The sequence below is a fragment of the Pseudomonas sp. ADAK18 genome, from assembly GCF_012935695.1.
Taxonomy (GTDB): Bacteria; Pseudomonadota; Gammaproteobacteria; order Pseudomonadales; family Pseudomonadaceae; genus Aquipseudomonas.
In genome coordinates, this window is record NZ_CP052859.1 from 4,607,411 (window position 1) to 4,629,704 (window position 22,294).

A 22,294-nucleotide genomic window follows, 5' to 3' on the forward strand; every position below is an offset into this window, starting at 1 on the left:
GAAGACATGGAATTCCTGAACGCCTTCTCCCATCTTGATTGGGCACTCGTCCTGCAACTGACTTGGCAGCACATCACCCTGGTCGGTATCGCAGTCATCCTGGCCATCGTTGTTGGCGTGCCGCTGGGCGTGCTGATGACCCGCTTCCCGACACTCGCCGGCCCACTGCAAGCCAGCGCCACGGTACTGCTCACCGTACCGTCCATCGCCTTGTTCGGCCTGCTGCTGCCGTTTTATTCCAAGTTCGGCCAGGGCCTGGGGCCGATGCCGGCGATCACCGCCGTGTTCCTCTACTCCCTGCTGCCCATCATGCGTAACACCTACCTGGCCCTGACCGGCGTGGAACCGGGTATTCGCGAAGCCGCCCGTGGCATTGGCATGACCTTCGGCCAGCGCCTGCGCATGGTCGAGCTGCCCATCGCCGTGCCGGTGATCCTCGCCGGTGTGCGCACCGCCGTGGTGATGAACATTGGCGTCATGACCATCGCCGCCACCATCGGCGCCGGCGGTCTGGGTGTACTTATTCTGGCTTCCATCAGCCGCAGCGACATGTCGATGCTGATCGTTGGCGCCGTGCTGGTCAGTCTCCTGGCCATCTTCGCCGACCTGCTTCTGCAATGGCTGCAACGCACGCTGACTCCAAAAGGACTGCTCAAATGATCGAACTTCAAAACCTGACCAAGACCTTTCAAAGCAACGGCAAGACCATCACCGCCGTTGATTCCGTGAGCCTGACCGTCAACGAAGGCGAAATTTGCGTATTCCTCGGCCCGTCGGGCTGCGGTAAAAGCACCACGCTGAAGATGATCAACCGCCTGATCAAACCCACCTCGGGCAAGATCCTGATCAACGGCGAAGACACCACCGACCTCGACGAAGTGACCCTGCGCCGCAACATCGGCTATGTGATCCAGCAGATTGGCTTGTTCCCCAACATGACCATCGAGGAAAACATCGTGGTCGTGCCCAAGCTACTGGGCTGGGACAAGCAGAGATGCCATGACCGTGCCCGTGAATTGATGAGCATGATCAAGCTCGAACCCAAGCAGTACCTGCACCGCTACCCGCGGGAACTGTCCGGTGGCCAACAACAGCGCATCGGCGTGATCCGCGCCCTGGCGGCTGATGCGCCATTGCTGTTGATGGATGAGCCGTTTGGCGCGGTCGACCCGATCAACCGCGAGATGATCCAGAACGAGTTCTTCGAGATGCAGCGCGCGCTGAACAAGACGGTGATCATGGTCAGCCACGACATCGACGAAGCCATCAAGCTGGGTGACAAGATCGCCATCTTCCGCGCCGGCAAGCTGCTGCAGATCGACCATCCGGACACCTTGCTGGCACACCCTGCCGACGAGTTCGTCAGCAACTTTGTTGGCCAGGACAGCACCCTCAAGCGCCTGCTGTTGGTAAAGGCCGAAGATGCGGCGGACAACGCACCGTCCGTCAGCCCGGAAACCCCGGTGGCGGATGCCCTGGAGTTGATGGACGAACATGACCGTCGCTATGTGGTGGTCACCTGTGCCGAGAACAAGGCGCTGGGTTATGTGCGACGTCGCGACCTGCACCGTCAGACCGGTACCTGCGGGCAATACCTGCGAGAATTCAACGCCACGGCGGCGTACGACGAGCATTTGCGCATCCTGTTGTCGCGGATGTACGAGTTCAACCGCTCGTGGTTGCCGGTGATGGATGCGGAGCGGGTGTTCCTGGGGGAAGTGACCCAGGAATCAATTGCCGAGTACCTGAGTTCCGGTAAGTCGCGTGGGGGCAAGACCAGCATCGTGTCGCCCGCCGAAACTGCGTTGGCCTGATAGATCGCTATCGCAGGCAAGCCAGCTCCCACATTGAATTGCATTCATCTGTTGGAATGCATTCCCCTGTGGGAGCCGGGCTTGCCCGCGATGAATGCGCCGCAAATCCCGCTGAATTGCCCCATCCGGGGAACATCAATCCGTCATCCCCGTCAGTTACATAAGTAGCTGCACGGCACCACACGACGAACGCGTGCAAAAACGCGACATTTTTAGTTGATCTAAAGCCCCTCACGTCCTAAAGTTCGCGCCGAACGTCCATGCTGGAAACGATCCATCCGGCTCAAGTACTGACGACGAGACAGCAAGGCCAAGGGAAGCGGTTGATCCCATGGCCTTTTTGCTTTCGGCGACATGCCTTGGGAAGTAGGCGAACCAAAGTGGGGATACGGAGGACGTTCATTTGCACCCATTGATCAATCTAGTTTGCCAGTAGGAGTTCCCAGCATGTCGATCCAGGTCGAAGACTATTACGCGCGCGAAACCTTCCAGAAAATGAAGGCCTTCGCCGACACGCAAGAAACCCCGTTCGTGGTGATCGACACCGCGATGATCAGCAAGGCCTATGACGACCTGCGCGCCGGTTTCGAATTCGCCAAAGTCTATTACGCGGTCAAGGCCAACCCGGCCGTCGAAATCATCGACCTGCTGAAAGACAAAGGCTCCAGCTTCGACATCGCCTCGATCTACGAGTTGGACAAGGTGATGGACCGTGGCGTCAGCGCCGACCGTATCAGCTACGGCAACACCATCAAGAAATCCAAGGACATTCGCTACTTCTATGAGAAGGGCGTGCGCCTGTTCTCCACCGACTCCGAAGCCGACTTGCGCAACATCGCCAAGGCCGCGCCGGGCTCGAAAGTCTATGTGCGGATCCTCACCGAAGGTTCGACCACCGCTGACTGGCCTCTGTCGCGTAAATTCGGCTGCCAGACCGACATGGCCATGGACCTGCTGATCCTCGCCCGCGACCTGGGCCTGGTGCCGTACGGCATCTCGTTCCACGTGGGTTCGCAACAGCGTGATATCAGCGTGTGGGACGCGGCGATTGCCAAGGTCAAAGTGATCTTCGAGCGTCTGAAAGAAGAAGACGGCATCCACCTGAAGCTGATCAACATGGGCGGTGGCTTCCCGGCCAACTACATCACCCGCACCAACAGCCTGGAAACCTACGCCGAAGAAATCATCCGTTTCCTCAAGGAAGACTTCGGTGACGACCTGCCGGAAATCATCCTGGAGCCGGGCCGTTCGTTGATCGCCAACGCCGGGATCCTGGTCAGTGAAGTGGTGTTGGTCGCACGTAAATCGCGTACCGCCGTCGAGCGTTGGGTGTACACGGATGTGGGCAAATTCTCCGGCCTGATCGAAACCATGGACGAAGCCATCAAGTTCCCGATCTGGACCGAGAAGAAAGGCGAGATGGAAGAAGTGGTCATCGCCGGCCCAACCTGCGACAGCGCCGACATCATGTATGAAAACTACAAGTACGGGCTGCCGCTGAACCTGGCAATTGGTGATCGTTTGTACTGGTTGTCCACCGGTGCGTACACCACCAGTTACAGCGCTGTTGAATTCAATGGTTTCCCACCGTTGAAATCGTTCTACCTGTAACGCAGGCAGCAATAAGCAAAAGCCCATGACGCGTCATGGGCTTTTTTTTGCATCATGAAAGTGCTGCTGCGCGCGCCTGATAAGCCAATGCCATCGCCTTGATCTGAGGGTCATCGGCGCTCTGCAAGGCCACCTGTGCCACCCGCAAAAACTTCAGATTCCCGCCTGCCAGCGCCTTGCGCAGCCACTCCAGTGCAGCCTCGGTCTGGCCTTGATCCGCCAACACCGCCGCATAGCTGAACTGCCCGCGAAAATCCCCGCCGATGGCTGATTGTCGATACCACTCAACCGCCGCGTTTAAATCCTGTGGGCAGAATTGCCCCTCTTCCAGATAACGCCCCAGCAGGTTCATCGACTTGGCGTGCCCCAGTTCTGCCGCCTGTCGGTAACACGTCAGCGCTTGCAGCTGATTGCAAGCCACACCCCGACCAGTCGCCAGCAGGTTCGCGTAGTTGTACAAACCCCAATCCAGCCCGGCTTCTGCCGCCAAGCGATATTCCCGAGCGGCCGCACCGGCATTCGCGTCGCAACCCCAGCCATGCTCAAAACACCGACCCGCCATATTGCGCGCCATCAGGTGACCGCCTTGGGCCGCAATCTGGAACCAGCGCAGTGCCAGGGCCTCGTCGCGCTCGATACCGCGCCCTTCCAGCAGGATCTGCCCGAGCAGCGCCTGGGCATCGATCACGCCCTCTTTCGCGGCGATCAGGATCGCCTGGGCGGCGCGAACCGGGGATTCGTCGAGCATCGCTCGCAGTTGCTCGCCGTCCAGCACTTCTTCACGGCGCAGATGAAAGCCCATGGTCAGACCTCGACCCAGCGGCGCAACAAGTTGTGGTAGGTGCCGGTGAGTTGGATCAGCGCCGGGTGGTCGGGCACGTCTGCGGTCAGTTGCTGAATCGCGCCGTCCATTTCAAACAACAGGGTGCGCTGGCTGTCTTCACGCACCAGGCTCTGGGTCCAGAAAAACGAGGCGTAGCGAGTACCACGGGTGACGGCGTTGACCTTATGCAGGCTGGAGCCTGGGTACAACACCATGTCCCCAGCCGGCAACTTGACCCGCTGCAGACCGAAGGTGTCCTGGATCTCAAGCTCGCCACCGTCGTAGTCGTCGGGGTCGCTGAAAAACAGCGTGGATGAAAGGTCGGTGCGTACCCGCTCGTGGCTGCCCTTGGGCTGGCGCACGGCGTTGTCGATATGGAAGTCGAAACTGCCTCCAGCGGTGTAGCAATTAAGCAGAGGCGGAAAGACTTTGTGCGGTAACGCCGCTGACATAAACAACGGATTTTTCCACAGGCGTTCCAGCATCGCTGCACCGATTTCCTGCGCCAATGGGTGACCTTCCGGCAGTTGCAGGTTGTGCTTGGCCTTGGCCGACTGATGCCCGGCGGTGATTTTCCCATCGGCCCAATCGGCCTGCTCCAGGGCTTCGCGGATGCGCAGCACTTCCTCGCGAGAGAACAGGCCGGGAATGTGCAGCAACATGGGGCAATACCTGGGGCAGAGGGATGCCAATGGTATTGATTCTTATTGAATGTGTAAAACACTGTTCTGCACCGGTGACGAACGAGAATGCAAAAACCGTAAGGCAAAAGTGTAAAGAATGTAAATTCAGTGCGAATAGTAATGTATCGCAATTGATAGAAATACTTGTTCACCCTATATTCCGCGGCTTCACATCCTTGGGGAAAGGACACGTCATGTCGCGCACTTCTATAAAAACACCGGTCAATTCACCTCGCTTGCTGGCCTCGGCCATCGGCGTTGCCATCAGCGCCAGCTCTGCAGCCCACCTGGCTCAAGCGGCCGAAAACACCGACCAAAAAAACGAGCGCAACAGCATCTCCCTGGGTGCCACCAGCATCACCGGGCAAGAACAAGACGCGACGTCCTACCAAGTAGAAAAAGCCTCTTCGCAAAAGTACACCGCGCCGCTGGTGGACACCCCACGCTCGGTTACCGTTGTACCGCAGCAAGTCCTCAAGGACACCGCCGCCACCTCGTTGCAGGATGCCTTGCGCACCGTACCGGGCATTACCTTTGGCGCCGGTGAAGGTGGCAACCCGCAGGGCGACCGTCCATTCATTCGCGGCTTTGACGCCCAAGGCGACACCTACCTCGACGGCGTGCGCGACACCGGCGGCCAGAGCCGCGAGATCTTCGACATTGAATCCATCGAAGTCAGCAAAGGCCCGAACTCTTCCTTCGGTGGCCGCGGCTCGGCCGGCGGCAGCCTCAACCTGGTGAGCAAGACGCCACAGGCGCGGGACTTCACCAATGGCGGTTTCACCTACGGTTCCGACCAGACCCGTCGCTACGTGCTCGACGTCAACCGTCAGTTCCTCGACAACGCCGCGTTCCGCCTGAACCTGATGAGCCACGAACAGAACGTGGCCGGCCGCGACACCGTCAACTACGACCGTTGGGGCGTGGCCCCGTCGCTGACGTTTGGACTGGGCACACCGACCCGCGTCAACTTCAGCTACTACCATATGGAAAGTAACGATCTGCCGGATTCGGGGATTCCGTATGGCTACAGCTCACCGACTGCAACAGCACACGTTCATGACAAACCCACCGATGGCGGTGATAGCAACAACTTCTACGGCCTGAAAGACCGCGACTTCCGTAAGACCCGTGCAGACATCGCGACGTTCTCCATCGAGCACGACCTGAGCGACAACATGACGCTGAAAAACACCCTGCGTCATGGCAACACTGGCCAGGATTACATCCTGACGCAACCGGACGACAGCAAGCGCAACGTTAGCCAGTTCGGTACCGTTTGGCGCCGCGCCAACGCACGAGTGTCCACCACTGAAACCACCACCAACCAGACCGACCTGTTTGGCAGTTTCCAAGCCTTGGGTTTCAAACACTCCTATTCCACAGGCCTGGAATTCACCGGCGAAGAAACCCGAGTCAGCGGCTATAACTTCGGCACGTCCAACGACGCACAAGTCTGCAACCCGGGAAGCATTCCGAGCTGCACCTCTCTCGCGAACCCGAATCCTGATGATGCGTGGAACAGCAGCATTGCACGCAATTACAACGGTACCAACACCAAGGCCACCAGCCGCGCCGCCTACGTATTCGACACCATCGAACTCGATCCAAAATGGCTGCTGAACGTAGGCCTGCGTTATGACACCTTTGATACTGTCGCCAACACCAACGCCGTACCAACCGCGACCACTCCAACTCGCAGCAAGATCAAGGACGACAGCCAGTTCTTCAACTGGCAGGCTGGCCTGGTCTGGAAGCCGATGGAAAACGGCAGCATCTACACGTCGTATGCCACATCGGCATCGCCAGCTGGTGGCCTGGTGGGTGAAGGTCAAGAAACTAACGGCTTCGTCACTGGCATTAACACCAGCGACTTGAAACCCGAAGAAACCGTCAACTATGAGCTGGGCACCAAGTGGGACCTGCTCCACAACCGCCTGTCCCTTACAGCGGCAGTGTTCCGCACTGAGAAGAAAAACGCCCGGATTCTGGTGGACTCCAACACCTATGAAACGACAGGCGAATCCCGGGTAGATGGCCTGGAACTGTCAGCCAGCGGCAAAATCACAGATCAATGGCAGGTGTTCGCCGGTTACAGCTACCTGAAAAGCGAACTGGTGGACCCAGGCAAGAACGGCAACCGTCAGGGCGTAGTCACTGCCGGCTCCAACAAAGGCAACGAAATGCCCAACACGCCGAAGAACACCTTCAGCCTCTGGACCACGTACGACGTGACGCCGAAGTTGACCATCGGCGGCGGCGCGTTCTATGTCGACGAAGTCTACGGCGACGCGGGCAACACCGTTTACGTGCCGTCCTACACCCGCTACGACGCCATGGCCAGCTACAAGCTGACCAAGAACGTCGACCTGCAGTTGAACGTGCAGAACCTGACCGACAAGACCTACTACGACAAAGCCTTCGCGGCGCACTTCGCCAACCAGGCAGCCGGTCGTACGGCGCTGTTGACCACCAGCTTCCACTTCTAATCCGCGACCCTGTAGCCGGTGCCGAGGAACGAGGCTGCGATGGGTTTGGGCGGCATTCCGACGCAGCAGACCCCGAAGGGAGGTCCTGCGGACACGCATCGCAGCCTCGTGCCTCGGCAGCGGCTACAAGGCGGCGATATCCGGTAAAACCCCACGCATCGGATGCGTGGGGTTTTTGTGTGTAAAACAGAATGTTTCTCGACAACCCACGGCATAATGCGCGCCGTGACGAATATATTCAGATAAACGAGGCAGTCCGACGTGTTGAAGAAAACCCTGTTCCAGTTGCATTGGTTCTTCGGCATTACCGCCGGGCTGGTGTTGGCCTTGATGGGGATCACCGGCGCCACGGTCTCGTTCCAGGATGAAATCCTGAGGGCGCTCAACCCAACGGTGCTGACCGTCGAAAAGCGCCCGGCCGGGGTGCTGCCGCCCGCTGAGTTGGTGCGCAAGCTGGAAGCCACCGAAGGCAAGGTCGTCTCGATGCTTTGGGTGGAAAACGAAAGCGGCAACGCCGCCCGGGTATTCTTCACCCCACCACCCGGTGAGCGTCGCGGCCAGATGCGCTACTTCGACCCATATACCGGCGACTACATGGGCGACGCCGTCGGCCAGGATTTCTTCGGCTTCATCTTGCAGCTGCACCGTTTCTTGGCCATGGGCGATACCGGCCGGCAGATCACCGGGGCCTGCACGCTGATCCTGGTGTTCTTCTGCCTCTCCGGCCTGTACCTGCGCTGGCCGCGCCAAGTGGCGAGCTGGCGTGCGTGGCTGGCCCTGGACTGGCGCAAAAAAGGCCGCAGTTTCAATTGGGACCTGCACTCGGTATTCGGCACCTGGTGTTTGCTGTTCTACCTGCTGGCGGCGTTAACCGGCCTGTCCTGGTCCTACGATTGGTACAGCCAGGGCCTCAATAAATTGCTCTCGGACGCTCCGCAAAACGAGCGAATGCGCAAGCGCGGCCCGGCCTCTGAAGGCCCGGCGCCAATTGCCAATTACGAGGCGATGTGGAGCAGCATCTACAGCAATGCCGGACCGAAGCTAAGCGCCTACAACATCCGCATGCCAGCGGTCGCAGGCCAACCGGCCACTGTGTTCTATCTGTTGCAGGATTCGCCCCATGACCGGGCACTGAACCAGATCAGCCTGGATCCGGCCACGGGCGAGGTCAAACGCCATGATCAATACGCCAGCAAAAGCTTCAAGGCTCAATTGCTGACCAGCATTTACGCACTGCACGTCGGCAGTTATTTCGGCTTGGTGGGACGGATCATCCTGACCATCACGGCCCTGTGTATGCCGCTGTTCTTTATCACCGGCTGGCTGCTGTACCTGGACCGTCGCCGTAAAAAACGCCAGGTCCGTGATGCCCGTAAAGGCCTGAGTGAAAACCCCAGCGACGCACCAACCTGGCTGATCGGCTTTGCCAGCCAGAGCGGTTTTGCCGAACAACTGGCCTGGCAGACCGCCGGGCAATTGCAGGCCGCCGGTTTGCCGGTAAAAGTCCAATCCCTGGGCAGCGTCAGCGAAGACGACTTGCGTCAGTCAGAGAATGCGCTGTTCGTGGTCAGTACCTTCGGCGATGGCGAGGCTCCAGACAGCGCTCGCGGTTTCGAGCGTGCCGTGCTGGGCCGGGACTTATCCCTCAAAGGCTTGAACTACTCGGTGCTGGCCCTGGGCGATCGGCAATATCAGCACTTCTGCGGCTTTGCCCGACGCCTGCATTTCTGGCTGACCAACCAGGGTGGCAACCCGTTGTTCGCCCCGGTTGAAGTCGACAGCGGCGACAGCGACGCCTTGCTGCACTGGCAACAACAACTGGGCCAACTCACCGGCCACACACCGACGGCCGCATGGGCCAGCCCCTGCTACGAAAACTGGACCTTGAGCCAACGCGCCCTGCTCAACCCGGACAGCAGCGGCTCCGGCGTCTATTTGCTGGGGCTGACGCCACCGGCTCCACGAACCTGGCTGGCCGGTGACCTGGTCGAAGTGCTGCCGCGCAATGGTCCCTGGGCTATCGAACACTTCCTCACCGGCCTCGGCATTGCCGGCAGCGACGGTGTGCAGGTCGATGGCCTGCTGCAAACCCTCGACCAAGCGTTGGCCTGCCGCCAGCTCCCGGATAATCGCGCCCATCTGGTGGGCTTGCACGCCCAGGCGTTGGTGGATGCACTGGTGCCGTTGGCCATGCGCGAATACTCCATCGCCTCGATTGCCAGTGACGGCGTACTGGAGCTGATCGTGCGCCAGGAACGCCACCCCGACGGCAGCCTCGGCCTGGGTTCCGGCTGGTTGACCGAACACGCGAACATCGGCTCAGGCATCAGCCTGCGTCTGCGGCGCAACAGCGGTTTCCATCTGCCGAGCGAACCGGTACCGCTGATTCTGCTGGGCAATGGCACCGGCCTCGCCGGGTTGCGCAGCCTGCTCAAGGCGCGAATTGTCGACGGCCTGCAACGTAACTGGCTGCTGTTTGGCGAACGCAATATCGCCCACGACTATCACTGCCGGGACGAGTTGCAAAGCTGGCTGGCCAGCGGTGATCTGGCCCTGCTGGACCTGGCGTTCAGTCGGGATCAGGAGGAAAAAATCTACGTTCAGGACCGCCTGCGCGAATCCGCCGAAGTACTGCGCAAGTGGCTGGCAAACGGTGCGGCGATTTATGTCTGCGGCAGTTTGCAGGGCATGGCGGCGGGCGTGGATCAGGTGCTGGTGGAGATCTTGGGCAGTGAGGCCGTTGAGCGCCTGATCGAGCAAGGCCGTTATCGCCGGGATGTTTACTGACCGCAAACCACCGAAGGTCAAATGTGGGGCTTGCTGTTTCCCGTAGCAGCTGTCGAACCCCAGCGAGGCGGCGTAAGGCGCGACGCGGTTCTGTGTCTGCCCCGATAGAGGCGGTACGACCAACGCAGCCTCGCTGGGGCTCGACAGCTGCTACGTCGGGAACGAACCGGACCGCGCCTGTCCGCTCCCGCCGGATTACCAGCGATAGGTGGCAGAAGCCACGGCCGTACGCGGGTTGCCAAACAGGCAGCGCGTGGCGTCATAGCAGCCAGAGATGTACTCGTCGTTAGTCAGGTTGGTGACATTGAGCGCCAGCTTCCACGGCCCGGTCTGGTAGTGCGCCGAGGCATCGAACACGGTGTACGACGCCACCTCCAGCGAGTTGTCGGCGCCACCCGGGTTGGCGCCGACATAGCGCACACCCGCCCCAACTCCGAAGTCCTTCAGCAAGCCGTCCCGCAAGGTGTAGTCCGCCCACAGAGAAGCCATGTTGCGTGGGATAGGAATGAAGGTCGGGGTCTTGCCCTGGCTGACATCGTTGGCCTTGGTGATCTTCACATCCTGATAGGTGTAGCTGGCGATCAAGTCCAGTTCACGGCTCAGGCTGGCGGTGCCTTCGAGCTCAAAGCCACGGGAACGGATCTCGCCGGTTTGCACATTGAAATTAGGATTCAGCGGGCTGGGTGTCGTCACGTTACTTTGGGTGATCTGGAACACCGCTGCCGTGACCGAGGCATTGCTGTCCTTGGGGCTGAACTTGATCCCCGCTTCGTACTGCTCGGACTCCGTAGGGTCAAAGGGTTTACCGTTGGCATCGATGCCTGAGTTCGGCGTGAAGCCCGTCGAATAACTGGCGTAAGGCGCCAGGCCGTTATCCGCCAAATACACCACGCCCACCCGGCCGCTGAGTGCCTCGTCCTTTTGCTCGACGTGGGTGCCGGACACACGTTCGTTGGTTTCAGAAGTGGCCCAGTCATAGCGACCGCTTAAGGTCAGGCGCCAGTGATCATCCAGCTTGAGTTGGTCTTGCAGGTACAGGCCGGTCTGGTTCAGGGTCGAATTGGGACGGTAGCGCGAGCTTTTTTGCGGATCATTGAACACCGATGGATCGAACGGCACGAACACCGGATTGTAGAGATTCAACGACGGTGCAGCCGCAGCAACATCCCGTTCGCTGCTGTTCTGGTGCTGGTAGTCCAGGCCGATCAACAGTGTCTGGTCGATACCGCCGGCAGTGAAATCAGCCTGGGCCTGGTTGTCGACGGTCCAGCGTTTGTAGGTGAAATCATCGATCTCGGCGGACCGCGAGATGGTGGTCAGCGAACCCGGTTCAAAGCCGGTGCCGTAGATCATGTTGTCGTCCAGATCCAGCCGTGTGTAGCGCAGGTTCTGGCGCACTTGCCAGGTGTCGTTCAGGCGTTTGGAGAACTCGTAACCCAGGGAAAATTGCTTCTTCTCGTACTTCTGGAATGCCTTGTCGGCGGGGAATACGTCGCGACGGATATGGCCGTTGGGGTTGAAGGTGACGGTCCCCGCTGCCGGGTAAAAACCATCGCCGGAGTTGCTGTCGTCGTAAAGCCAGGACGCCAACAAGGTCAGGCGCGTGTCCTCGTCCGGCTGGAACGTCAGGGACGGCGCCAGGGACTGACGCTTGTCCTGCCACGGCGTGTCCTTGATGTTCTGGTCACGCAGCACACCGACCATGCGGTACGACCACGCGCCCTGCTCATCCAGCGGCCCGGTGCTGTCGAAGCTGACCTGCTTGCGCGCATCGGTGCCGTATTGCACCTGCACTTCGTTGGCGGCAATCGTACTCGGGCGCTTGGACACCTGGTTGATCACACCACCGGGGTCGCCCTGCCCATACAGCACACCGGCCGGGCCACGCAGCACTTCGACCCGCTCGAGCATGTACGGGTCCACCATCCAACTGGCGAGGTTGGTGGTGGTTGGCAGTTGCAGGCTGTCCAGGTAAGTGGTCGGGGTAAACCCGCGAATCACCGTGTACCAGTCGGAGCGATTGTTGGCGCCGTAGCTGGAAACCCCCGGCGTGTAGCGCAGCGCCTCGTTCACCGATTGCACGCCCTGAGCGTCCATGCGCTCGCGGGTGATCACCGAAATGGATTGCGGGGTTTCGTGGATCGGTGTGCCGGTCTTGGTCGCGCTGATGCTGCGCTGGGCGACATAGCCGTCGACTTCGCCCAGCGGCGTTTGATCAACCTCGGGCGCCGTGATCGACAGGCTGTCCAGTTGCAGCTTGCCATCCCCTTGCGGCACCACTTGTAAACGATAGGTGGCGCCGACCTGCACGGCTTCCAGTCCGCTGCCGGCCAACAAGCGCGCGAGGGCAATCTCCAGGCTGTAGCTACCGCTCAGGCCCGCTGTCTGCTTGCCACGGGTCAGCGCCGGGTCGAACGCCTGGGCCACACCGGCCTGCTCGGCCAGAGTGCTGAGGGCGACGCCCAATTCACCGGCCGGGATGCGGAAGTTTTGCACGCGACTTTGCTGCGACACCGATTGATCGGCAGCCGCCGGCAACACACTGCCAGCAAGGAAGATCGGAAACAGCGCAGCCGCAAGAGGATGCAACCGGACAACAGGGCGGGTCATGGGGCGATTCCTGGAAGTTTTGTTTGGGTTTCTCAGGCCATGACGGGCGAGATGGGCAAAGGGACAGTGAGCGCTGAATTTATTTATCGGACTTGATCACAACGAGCCAGTCGGTAAAGCGTTGCAGGCGAATCGGCAGGCTGGTCTGCAACGCGGCAAGGGCGGCGTCGCTGTTGTCCAGCGGGAACGAGCCCGACACCCGCAACCCGGCCAGTGCCTGGCGGTCGTAATGCAGGACACCACGGCGATAGCGCGCCAGTTCATCGAGTACTTCCAGCAGCGGTCGATCATCGACTTTGAGCACGCCACGGGTCCAACTGGCAGGGTCAGCGGTGCCGAGGGTGGTCAGGCCATCAACGTGATCGGCGTACAGCAGCGCCTGCTGTCCGGCGGCCACCCGCGCGGCTGCACTCGACACACGGGCAGGTTGAGCAGCGATGGCGGATTCGAGCACGGTGACGCGGGTCTGGCCGTCTTCGCGACGCACCAGGAAACGCGTCCCCAACGCCGTGACCGTGCCTTGTTCGGTACGTACGACAAAGGGACGCTGCGGGTCTTTGGCCACTTCGACCCATAACTCTCCGCGCCGCAGGTCGATCAGCCGGCGCTGGCCGTCAAACTCAATGTCCACCGCTGAATCGCTGTTGAGCTGCAACTGGCTGTGGTCTTCCAACATCATTGAGCGACGCTCGCCCACGCCGGTCCGCTGATCTGCCAGCCACACAGGCGCCTGACGTACGCCTTGCCAGGCCACGGCTGCCGCGACCAATAAGACCAACGCCGTACCGGCGCGCCGCAGAGCCGGCTTGCGCTGGGCCGCGAAGGCTCGCTCCAGGGTTTTGCGCGAGCGGGAAGCGGGCAAGCCGTCAAAACGCCCCCAGAGAATCTCCAGCCGCGACAATGCGAGGGCATGCCCCGGATCGGCATCACGCCAAACCGCGCAGGCCTGGCGCTGGCTTTCATCGGCCTCACCGGAATGCAACACCGTCAACCACTGGGCGGCCGCAGCGACTTGCTCGGGCGTGGGTTCGGATCGGTTCACGGCGTTGGCACGTACAGCAGCGTGTAGCAATGCACCATGACCTGGGCGATGTACTGTTTGATCATGCTTTTCGAAACGCCGAGGTGCTCGGCGATTTCCGCGTGGGTCCAGCCGTCCAGGCGGTTGAGCAGAAAGGCTTGCCGGGTTTTTTCCGCCAGACCATCCAGCAGGCGGGCGACCGACTCCAGCAACTCGAGAATTTGATGCAGTTCTTCAGGGCTGATTGCCGCCGCGTCGGCGCTTTCATGGGCCAGCACCGCCAGGTAGGCGCGTTCGAGCTTGCGTCGGCGTTCGCCATCGATCAGCAGGCGAATCGCCGTGGTGGTGAGGAAGGCGCGTGGCTCTTGCAGGCGCTCGGGTTCGGCGAGGCTCAGAAGGCGAATAAACGTATCTTGTGCCAAGTCCGCCGCGCGCTGGGAGCAACCGAGTTTTTTGCGTAGCCAGTTGTGCAGCCAGCCGTGGTGGTCGCTATAAAGCAGACCGACCAGGCGATTGCGCGGCGAGTCGGGCTGCATAAGGGGGTGATGGGCTGGCACTGCGGCATCCTGAAGGGGGTGAACCTGCATGAATGCGAATATATTTCATTTGGTAACGGGTGTCACTAAGCCTGGTTGGGGGTGGGCTTTGGGGCGATGTACGGCTTTAGCCCCCCTCCAACGCCAATTCGCCAAACACCTTTTTGGCTAATGCCGATCAATTAGGAGCCAACAATACCCCTGTGGCGAGGGGGCTTGCCCCCGTTGGGCTGCGAAGCAGCCCCAATAAGACCGCTGAGTTTTTTCAGATAAACCGAGATGGCAGGTTTTAGGGCTGCTCCGCAGCCCAACGGGGGCAAGCCCCCTCGCCACAGGTCAGTATTCGCTCTCCAAATACGGCTGATTTTTCAAAGGCCTTGAAAGGCATAGCCCTCACACCGGCTGCAACTTCTGCTCAAACACCGACACCCCATCCAGGTCCCTCAAAATGACCGTCAGCTCCGCCGTCTGACCGTCAATCTGCACTTCCCCAAAAAACTGAAACCCGGCAAACGGCGAGGTGTTCTGCGCCGGTGGCGCTTTCTCGAACACCACCTGCGGCCCGAAGGTCTTGTCCAACGGATTAGGCCCAAAACTCCCCGCATTCAGCGGCCCCGCAACAAACTCCCAGAACGGCTCGAAATCCTGAAACGCCGCCCGGTCGGGGTGATAGTGATGGGCCGCGCAGTAATGCACATCGGCGGTCAGCCACACATGATTGCGCACTTTTTGCGCCCGCAGGAACGCCAGCAGTTCAGCGATTTCCAGCTCACGGCCTTGGGCCGGCCCCGGGTCGCCGTTGGCGATGGCTTCCCAGCGCGGCACGCCTGGGCTGACTTCACCGTCGGGCACGCCGAGGCCGATGGGCATGTCGGCAGCAATGACTTTCCACTGGGCCTTGGAGGCCTTGAGTTCGCGCTTGAGCCAGTCCAACTGCTCACGCCCGAGAAAAGGTTTTTCGCCGCCCAGGTTGTCATCGTTGGGCCCACGATAGCTGCGCATGTCGAGCACGAACACATCCAGCAGCGGCCCGTAACTGAGCTTGCGATAGATGCGCCCACCCTGGTCGGCACTCTGCAGGCGCATCGGTGCATATTCGAGCCAGGCTTGGCGCGCGCGACCTACCAGAGTGTTGATGTCTTTGGTCTGGTAACGATCATCCAGTTGCTTGCTCGGCGACCAGTTGTTGATTACTTCGTGGTCGTCCCACTGCCAGATCTGCGGCACTTCGGCGTTGAAGCGGCGGATGTTTTCGTCCATCAGGTTGTAGCGATAGTTGCCGCGATATTCATCCAGGGTTTCGGCGACTTTGCTTTTGGCCTCGGTAGTGATGTTGCGCCAGATACGCCCGCCTTCGGTGGGCAACTGCGCCGGCACCGGGCCGTCGGCGTAGATGGTGTCGCCACTGTGGATAAAGAAGTCCGGCAGGCGCAGGCGCATGGCTTCGTAGATGCGCATGCCGCCGATGTCCGGGTTGATGCCAAAGCCTTGGCCGACGGTGTCGCCGCTCCACACAAAGCGGATGTCCCGGCGCTGTTGCGGCACGCTGCGCAAGTGGCCGAACCACGGTTCGCTGGCGACGCCGGTCTGGGCGTCTTCAAACTGCACGCGGTAGAAAATCGCCTGGTCGGCGGGCAGCCCCGTCAGCTCGACCCGGGCGGTAAAATCGGTGCGCCCGTCAGCCAGGGGTGAGACGAATCGGCGCGGGTTGCTGAACACGCTGCGGGTATCCCACTCCACCACCATCCGCGCCGGGCGGTCACTGCGGCTCCAGATCATCGCCCGGTCGCCCAGCAAGTCACCGGACTGCACACCATCGGTGAGTTGCGGGCGGTCCTTGACCGAAGCAATCACCGCCGGCGCCAGGCCGGGCAACAACAGACCGGCCCCGACGGCTTGCATCACACGGCGGCGACCGAGATCGAAGTGGCTCATGGCGGGTTCCCCTTTTGCTGGATCAAAAGGGAAACTTAAGCACGCCAGGATGAAAAACATATGACACCTGTAGCCGCTGCCGCCAGGCTGCGATCGCCTCGCAGAGGCGCAACCTATCAAGACCGCTGAAGGCCTTCGGCCTTATCGCAGGCTACGCCAGCGGCTACAGTGGTTTTGGTTGGGCAATGGGCAGCTCGATCAGTTCGGGACGTTTGATCAACGCATACACCACCGCCGTCAACACACTCCCGGCGACAATCGCCAGCAAATACAACAGCGCGTGGTTGATCGCATTCGGGATCAGCATCACAAACAACCCGCCATGGGGCGCCATCAGCTTGCAGCCAAAATACATCGACAGCGCACCGGTCAATGCACCGCCGGCAATGCTCGCCGGAATCACCCGCAATGGGTCCTTGGCCGCAAACGGAATGGCCCCTTCGGAGATAAAGCACATGCCGAGAATCAACGCCGCCTTGCCTGCCTCGCGTTCGGTCTGGGCAAACTTGCGCCGCGCCAGGAGCGTGGCGATGCCCATGCCAATCGGCGGCACCATGCCGGCCGCCATGGTCGCAGCCATCGGTGCACCGCTCTGTGCCGCCAGCAACCCGACGGAAAACGCATAGGCCGCCTTGTTGATCGGCCCACCCAGGTCGACACACATCATCCCGCCCAGCAGGATCCCCAACAGCACCGCATTGGCCGTGCCCATGTTGCTGAGAAAGTCCGTCAGCCCGGTGAGCATATGCGCCACCGGCGGGCCTACCAGGTAGATCATCACCAGCCCGGTGAACAGGCTCGCCAGCAACGGGATGATCAGGATCGGTTTGAGGGCTTCAAGGCTTTGCGGCAAGCGTACCGCGCGGCTGATCAGTTTTACGCTGTAGCCGGCGAGGAAACCCGCCAGGATCCCGCCGATAAACCCGGCACCCAAGGTGCTGGCCAGCAAGCCGCCAATCATCCCCGGCGCGAGGCCAGGGCGGTCAGCGATGGAGTAAGCGATGTAACCCGCCAGCAACGGCACCATCAGCATGAATGCCTGGTCACCGACGGTCTTCAGTGCTGCGGCCAACGTGCCTTTTTCTTCGAACGCGTGAATACCAAAGACGAAGGACAAAGCAATCAGCAAACCGCCTGCCACCACCATCGGCAGCATGAATGACACACCGGTCAGCAGATGTTTGTAGACCCCTGTCTTCTCGGTCTTGGCGGCGACACCGCTGGCAGCGCTTTCCTGCTTGCCTTCAGCCAGTGCTTTATTGAGGGTGGCTTCCGATTGCTTGAGGGCAATGCCAGTGCCGCAGCGGTAGATTTTCTTACCGGCGAAACGCTCGGTGGCGACTTCGATATCGGCTGCCAGCAGTACCACGTCGGCGTCACGAATCGCTTCCGGACTCAGCGGGGTACGAGCGCCCACCGAACCCTGGGTTTCCACCTGCAAGTCGTAACCCAAGCGCTTGGCCGTTTGTTGCAAGGCTTCAGCAGCCATGAAGGTGTGGGCAACGCCGGTTGGGCATGCGGTGATCGCGACAATACGCGGCGCGCTTTTGGGTGCGACCACAGCCTCGCTCGCGACATACACCTGGGCCTCTTCGGCGCCCCTGCGCAACACGGCCTCGACATCTTGCAACGCTTGCGCCGGAGTGCTCTGGAACACGCGCTTACCGACAAACCGCTGCTTATCCACCGGCGTACTGCTGACCAGCAACACCCACTCGGCCGCCTCGATCGTCGCCGCCGACAATTGGCGTTCCGGATGTTGTGTGTCGACCACTTCGACACTGGTGCTCCAGCCCTGGCGCTGAGCGGCGGCGTCCAATAAGCGGGCGCACAGCACACTGGTGACCATGCCGTTGGGGCAGGCAGTAACAATGGCTAACTTCATGACAAACCCTCTTATTGTTCTGTCAGCGTGCGCACGTGGACGCCGCTTTCGAGACGCGCCAACTGCGCGTCATCGCTGATACCAAAACCGATCTGCGTCACCGCCATTGCGGCAATGGCCGTGGCCCGGCGCAAGGTGGTTTCGGGCACATCGAAACTGAGCAAACCGTGGAGCATTCCCGCCAGCAGTGAGTCCCCTGCCCCTACGGTGCTGGCAACCGTGACCTTGGGCGGCGTAGCGTGCAGTGCCGTGCCGGGACTGAACCAGTTAACGCCGTCGGCACCGTGGGAAATCACCACGTGTTCGACACCTTGGGCATGCAACCGCACGGCGGCCTGGGCCTGTTGCGCGACCGAGTCCGCCGGGCAATCCAGCGCTTCAGCCAGTTCTTCGGTATTGGGTTTGATCAACCACGGGCCGGCTTTGAGCCCGGCACGCAAGGCCTCGCCACTGGTATCCAGCACGACTTTCAAGCCCAGGCTTTTCAATTGTTCCAGCAAGCCTTGCAACCACTGCGGGCTGACGCCACGAGGCAGACTGCCGGCGACCACCACTGCGTCGTACCCAGGAGCAATCCGCGCCAACTGATCGAGCAATGCCTGTTGCGCCTGCTCACTGACCACCGGGCCTGGGCCGTTGATGTCAGTGACACGGCCGTCCTGCTCGGCGATCTTGATGTTGCTGCGGGTTTCGCCGGGGACGCGGATGAAGGCATCGACGAAACCACGTCGAGCGATCAACACATCGAACGCTTGTGGATTGTCTTCACCGAGAAAACCGCCCACGGTCACCTGATGGCCCAAGTCCGCCAGCACTTGGGCGACATTGACGCCCTTGCCGGCCGCGTGGGTGAGCATGGCTCCACTGCGATTGACTGCGCCCGGTTCCAGGCGCGCCAATGGCACTGTCAGGTCCAACGCCGGGTTCAGCGTCAGGCTTAAAATCCTTGCCATTTACACGGCCTCCACAAGGGCACGCACTTGCGCGGGAGTGCCCATCGCCAGCGCTTGTTGAGCCAGGCCTTGGGCCTGGCTCAAGGTAAATTCACGCACCCGCGCCTTGACCTCGGGGATGCTGCGGGCAGAGACGCTCAGCTCATCAACACCCAGGCCAACCAGCACCGGAACGGCCAACGGGTCTGCCGCCAGCTCTCCGCACACGCCAACCCATTTGCCATGGGCATGGGCCGCACGCACGGTGATGTCGATCAGTTGCAACACCGCCGGGTGCAAGCCATCGGCCTGGGCCGAGAGCGTCGGATGGCCACGGTCGATGGCCAGGGTGTACTGGGTCAGGTCGTTGGTGCCAACGCTGAAAAAGTCCACTTCCTTGGCCAGCACCGGCGCCAACAACGCGGCGGACGGTACTTCGATCATGATGCCCAACTGCAAGTCGGCCACCGGAATTTCCAGGCGCAGGCGCTCGGTCATGTCCCGGGCCTGACGCCACTCATCGACGCTGCCAACCATGGGGAACATGATCCGCAGCGGACGCTTATCCGCCGAGCGCAGCAGTGCGCGCAGTTGCGCTTCCATGATCTGTGGGCGTTGCAGGGTCAGGCGAATGCCGCGCACACCGAGGAAAGGATTTTCTTCCTTGGCGATCGGCCAATACGGCAGCGGTTTGTCGCCACCGACATCCAGGGTTCGCACCACCAGCGGACGACCACCGAGACCGTCGAGTACACGGCGATATTCGGCTTCCTGAGTGGCCTCGTCCGGCGCCTGTTTGTGGGCCATGAAAATCAGTTCGGTACGCAGCAGACCAATGCCTTCGGCGCCCTGCTCCACCGCGCTGGCAACACCGGCGCTTTCACCGATATTGGCGAACACTTCCACGGCATGGCCGTCGCGCGTCAAGGCTGGCTCGTGGCGCTGGGCAGCAGCGGCTTGCAGGCGTTGCTCGCGGGTATCGCGCTCCTGAGTGGCGCGTTGCAAGGTGGCCGCGTCGGCGTCCACATGCAGACGGCCGCGCTGACCATCCAGCAACAGCGGTGTGCCCGAGGCCAGCAGCAGCACCGACGCACCTGCGCCCACCAGCGCCGGAATGCCCAAAGCACGCGCGACGATGGCGCTGTGGGCTGTAGCGCCGCCACGGGCGGTGAGGATGCCGGCAACGCGTGTTGGGTCAAGACGGGCCACGTCCGACGGGCCGACTTCGTCCATCACCAGGATGTAGGGTTCATCAGGCTCTTGTGCGGTTTCGACGCCGCACAATTGCGCCAATACTCGGCGGCCAATGTCCCGCAAGTCGGCGGCACGCTCGGCCAGCAGCGCGTCCTGCAAAGATTCCTGCTGCTTGGCGGCGGCTTCGATCACGCTCATCCACGCAGCTTCGGCGCTTTCACCTTGCTTGAGGCGGGTGTCGACTTCGTCGGTCAGTTCCGGGTCGTCGAGCATTTCCTGGTGGGTGATGAAGATTTCGCGAATGGCTTTGGATTTGCTGCGCTCGATCAGGCCCTGGATATCGTGGCGCACATCCGTCAGCGCAGCGTGCAGGCGCTGGCGTTCAATAGCGGTCGTTTCACCACGCAGCGGGTACTCGAAGGGTTGCAGCACCTGAATATGCGCCGGACCGATAGCAATACCGGGCGCAGCGGCGATGGCCTGGATCAGACTGCCGGATAACGGCGCGCTGATCTGCGGTTCGATATCGATGACTGGGTGTGCGGTGTTACCTACAGGCAGCGGCTCGACTTCTTCTCCGAGCCCTTCTTCCACTGCTGCCAACAAAGCGGGTAATGCATCGCCGGCGATGGCTGGCTCGGCGACAAACTCCAGTACCTGGCCACGCCGGGCGCCGAGGCTCAGCAGCTTGCTCAGGCTTTTCACCGACACGGTGCCGCCTTGGCCGTCGACGATACGCACGCGGATTTCACCGTCAAAACTTTTCGCCAGTTGCGCAAGGATCTTCGCCGGACGCGCGTGCAAGCCATGGGCGTTAGCCAAGGCGATTCGTGCGCTGGGCCAATCGGCGGGCAGTTCACCACCGAGCACTTCCAATACTGCACGGCTGCTGGTGGCGCGGCCCAGTTCCTGGCCCCTGCCCTCTATCAGCAAGGCGCACAGGCGTTCTAGCAAGGCTTGATGAGCTTCGCCGAGACTGGCCAGGCAGAACAGGCCACTCAGGGGCTGGCCCAAGTAACGCATGGGCTTGTCCGGGGTGACGAAAGCCAAGCCAGGACGCTTGACCGTTTGCTCGCTGTGCAACCACCACAGGCCATCGCCCAGCGGCAGCGCATCAACCTGTTGCAGCACGGCGGCAAAGCCATTGCTCACGCAATCGGCCTGGCGCAACAGGCGGGCGCCGCGCCACACCAGCTCTTCAAAATCATCAGCGGACACCCCGAGGCCAATCATCTGCGCATCCAGCGCCAGTTCCTGCGGCGCGCCTTGCAACAACTTCAGCAGGGCTTCGGCGGAACTGGCGCGACACAACGCCTGGCCCAGGTCGGTTTCACCGAGGGCACGGGTCAGCAGTTGCAGCAGGCGCAGGTGTTCGTCGGATTTAGCGGCAATGCCGATCGCCAGGTAGACGATCTGGCCATCACCCCAATCCACGCCTTCAGGGAATTGCAGCAGGCGCACGCCGGTGGCGAACACTTGGTCACGGGTTTCGGGAGTGCCATGAGGGATGGCGATGCCTTGACCAAGAAAGGTCGAGCCTTGGGCTTCACGGGCTTGCAAGCCACTGAGGTAGCCTTCGGCGACCAGGCCATCAGCCACCAATTTATCTGCGAGCAAGTGCAAGGCAGCAGACTTATCCACAGCCGTCTGGCCCATGGATATCTGCTCTATGGTGAGCTCAAGCATGCCGTTCTCCTAGTTAGTGCGCCGGGCGCACTAGGTATTATTTTGAATAAATCAGTGCAAATGCGTTCGAAAAAATTGACTGGGTGGTCAGTTGGCAGAACCAACCCGGTCGCGATAATCGTAAAAATACGCCTGCTGAAACGTTTAATCTAGAATTTATGGCAGGTTACGCGTTAATTAAGCATGCTTGAAGCGCCACTCGGCGCTTGAGCTGAGACAATGGTCGTCTGCTGGAATCGGTTACGATTGGACAAAATGTCGGGGCAAGCTCTAAAAAACAAGGAAATC

The 22,294-nt window shown here is 60.9% G+C and carries 14 protein-coding genes; 5 read left to right on the plus strand and 9 right to left on the minus strand.

Translation table 11 applies throughout. From position 1 onward, the window contains the following. Positions 1-6: 6 nt before the first annotated feature. The 3 genes from HKK55_RS20810 to HKK55_RS20820 all read left to right on the plus strand — a co-directional run bounded on the left by HKK55_RS20810 (position 7) and on the right by HKK55_RS20820 (position 3,425). Complete coding sequence (locus HKK55_RS20810) at positions 7-660, plus strand: ABC transporter permease (RefSeq protein WP_169356387.1); 654 nt, start codon at positions 7-9, stop codon at positions 658-660. After that, positions 657-1,814, plus strand: coding sequence for a betaine/proline/choline family ABC transporter ATP-binding protein (locus tag HKK55_RS20815; RefSeq protein ID WP_155583552.1), 1,158 nt, complete (start codon positions 657-659; stop codon positions 1,812-1,814). The genes HKK55_RS20810 and HKK55_RS20815 overlap by 4 nt, the downstream gene beginning before the upstream one ends. A 447-nt stretch (positions 1,815-2,261) precedes the next feature. Beyond that, positions 2,262-3,425 carry a type III PLP-dependent enzyme gene (locus HKK55_RS20820; RefSeq protein WP_169356388.1) on the plus strand — a complete coding sequence of 388 codons (1,164 nt, stop codon included), beginning with the start codon at positions 2,262-2,264 and terminating at the stop codon, positions 3,423-3,425. Between the two features lie 52 nt (positions 3,426-3,477). Here HKK55_RS20820 and HKK55_RS20825 read toward each other — a convergent pair whose 3' ends face one another. Further along, positions 3,478-4,227, minus strand: a complete 750-nt coding sequence (locus tag HKK55_RS20825) for a tetratricopeptide repeat protein (RefSeq protein WP_169356389.1) — start codon at positions 4,225-4,227, stop codon at positions 3,478-3,480. 2 nt (positions 4,228-4,229) lie between these two features. Then, positions 4,230-4,910, minus strand: a complete 681-nt coding sequence (locus HKK55_RS20830) for a Fe2+-dependent dioxygenase (RefSeq protein ID WP_169356390.1) — start codon at positions 4,908-4,910, stop codon at positions 4,230-4,232. 215 nt (positions 4,911-5,125) lie between these two features. On the opposite strand from HKK55_RS20830, the gene HKK55_RS20835 reads away from it, so the two are divergent. Together HKK55_RS20835 and HKK55_RS20840 are read left to right on the plus strand one after the other, a co-directional pair. Continuing rightward, the gene (locus HKK55_RS20835; RefSeq protein ID WP_169356391.1) at positions 5,126-7,420 is read left to right on the plus strand and encodes a TonB-dependent siderophore receptor; all 2,295 of its coding nucleotides are present in this window, start codon (positions 5,126-5,128) and stop codon (positions 7,418-7,420) included. Positions 7,421-7,681: 261 nt separating this feature from the next. Next, entirely contained in the window at positions 7,682-10,207 is a 2,526-nt protein-coding gene (locus HKK55_RS20840) for a sulfite reductase flavoprotein subunit alpha (protein ID WP_169356392.1), read from the plus strand. Positions 10,208-10,402: 195 nt separating this feature from the next. On the opposite strand, the gene HKK55_RS20845 is transcribed toward HKK55_RS20840, so the two are convergent. From HKK55_RS20845 to ptsP, 7 genes are all read right to left on the minus strand, one after another. Further along, positions 10,403-12,817: a TonB-dependent siderophore receptor gene (locus HKK55_RS20845; protein WP_169356393.1), complete on the minus strand. Its 2,415-nt coding sequence runs from the start codon at positions 12,815-12,817 to the stop codon at positions 10,403-10,405. A 79-nt stretch (positions 12,818-12,896) separates the two neighbouring features. Further along, the gene (locus HKK55_RS20850; RefSeq protein ID WP_169356394.1) at positions 12,897-13,859 is read right to left on the minus strand and encodes a FecR family protein; all 963 of its coding nucleotides are present in this window, start codon (positions 13,857-13,859) and stop codon (positions 12,897-12,899) included. Next, a complete protein-coding gene (locus HKK55_RS20855) occupies positions 13,856-14,374 on the minus strand; it encodes a sigma-70 family RNA polymerase sigma factor (RefSeq protein ID WP_169357914.1) in 519 nt (172 codons plus the stop codon). Before HKK55_RS20855 ends, HKK55_RS20850 begins: the two co-directional genes overlap by 4 nt. Positions 14,375-14,767: 393 nt before the next feature. Beyond that, positions 14,768-16,309, minus strand: a complete 1,542-nt coding sequence (locus HKK55_RS20860; protein WP_169356395.1) for an alkaline phosphatase — start codon at positions 16,307-16,309, stop codon at positions 14,768-14,770. 163 nt (positions 16,310-16,472) lie between these two features. Beyond that, positions 16,473-18,194: a PTS fructose-like transporter subunit IIB gene (locus tag HKK55_RS20865; RefSeq protein ID WP_169356396.1), complete on the minus strand. Its 1,722-nt coding sequence runs from the start codon at positions 18,192-18,194 to the stop codon at positions 16,473-16,475. 11 nt (positions 18,195-18,205) lie between these two features. Then, positions 18,206-19,147: a 1-phosphofructokinase gene (gene pfkB / locus HKK55_RS20870; RefSeq protein WP_169356397.1), complete on the minus strand. Its 942-nt coding sequence runs from the start codon at positions 19,145-19,147 to the stop codon at positions 18,206-18,208. Beyond that, entirely contained in the window at positions 19,148-22,006 is a 2,859-nt protein-coding gene (gene ptsP / locus HKK55_RS20875) for a phosphoenolpyruvate--protein phosphotransferase (RefSeq protein WP_169356398.1), read from the minus strand. Positions 22,007-22,294: the final 288 nt, after the last annotated feature.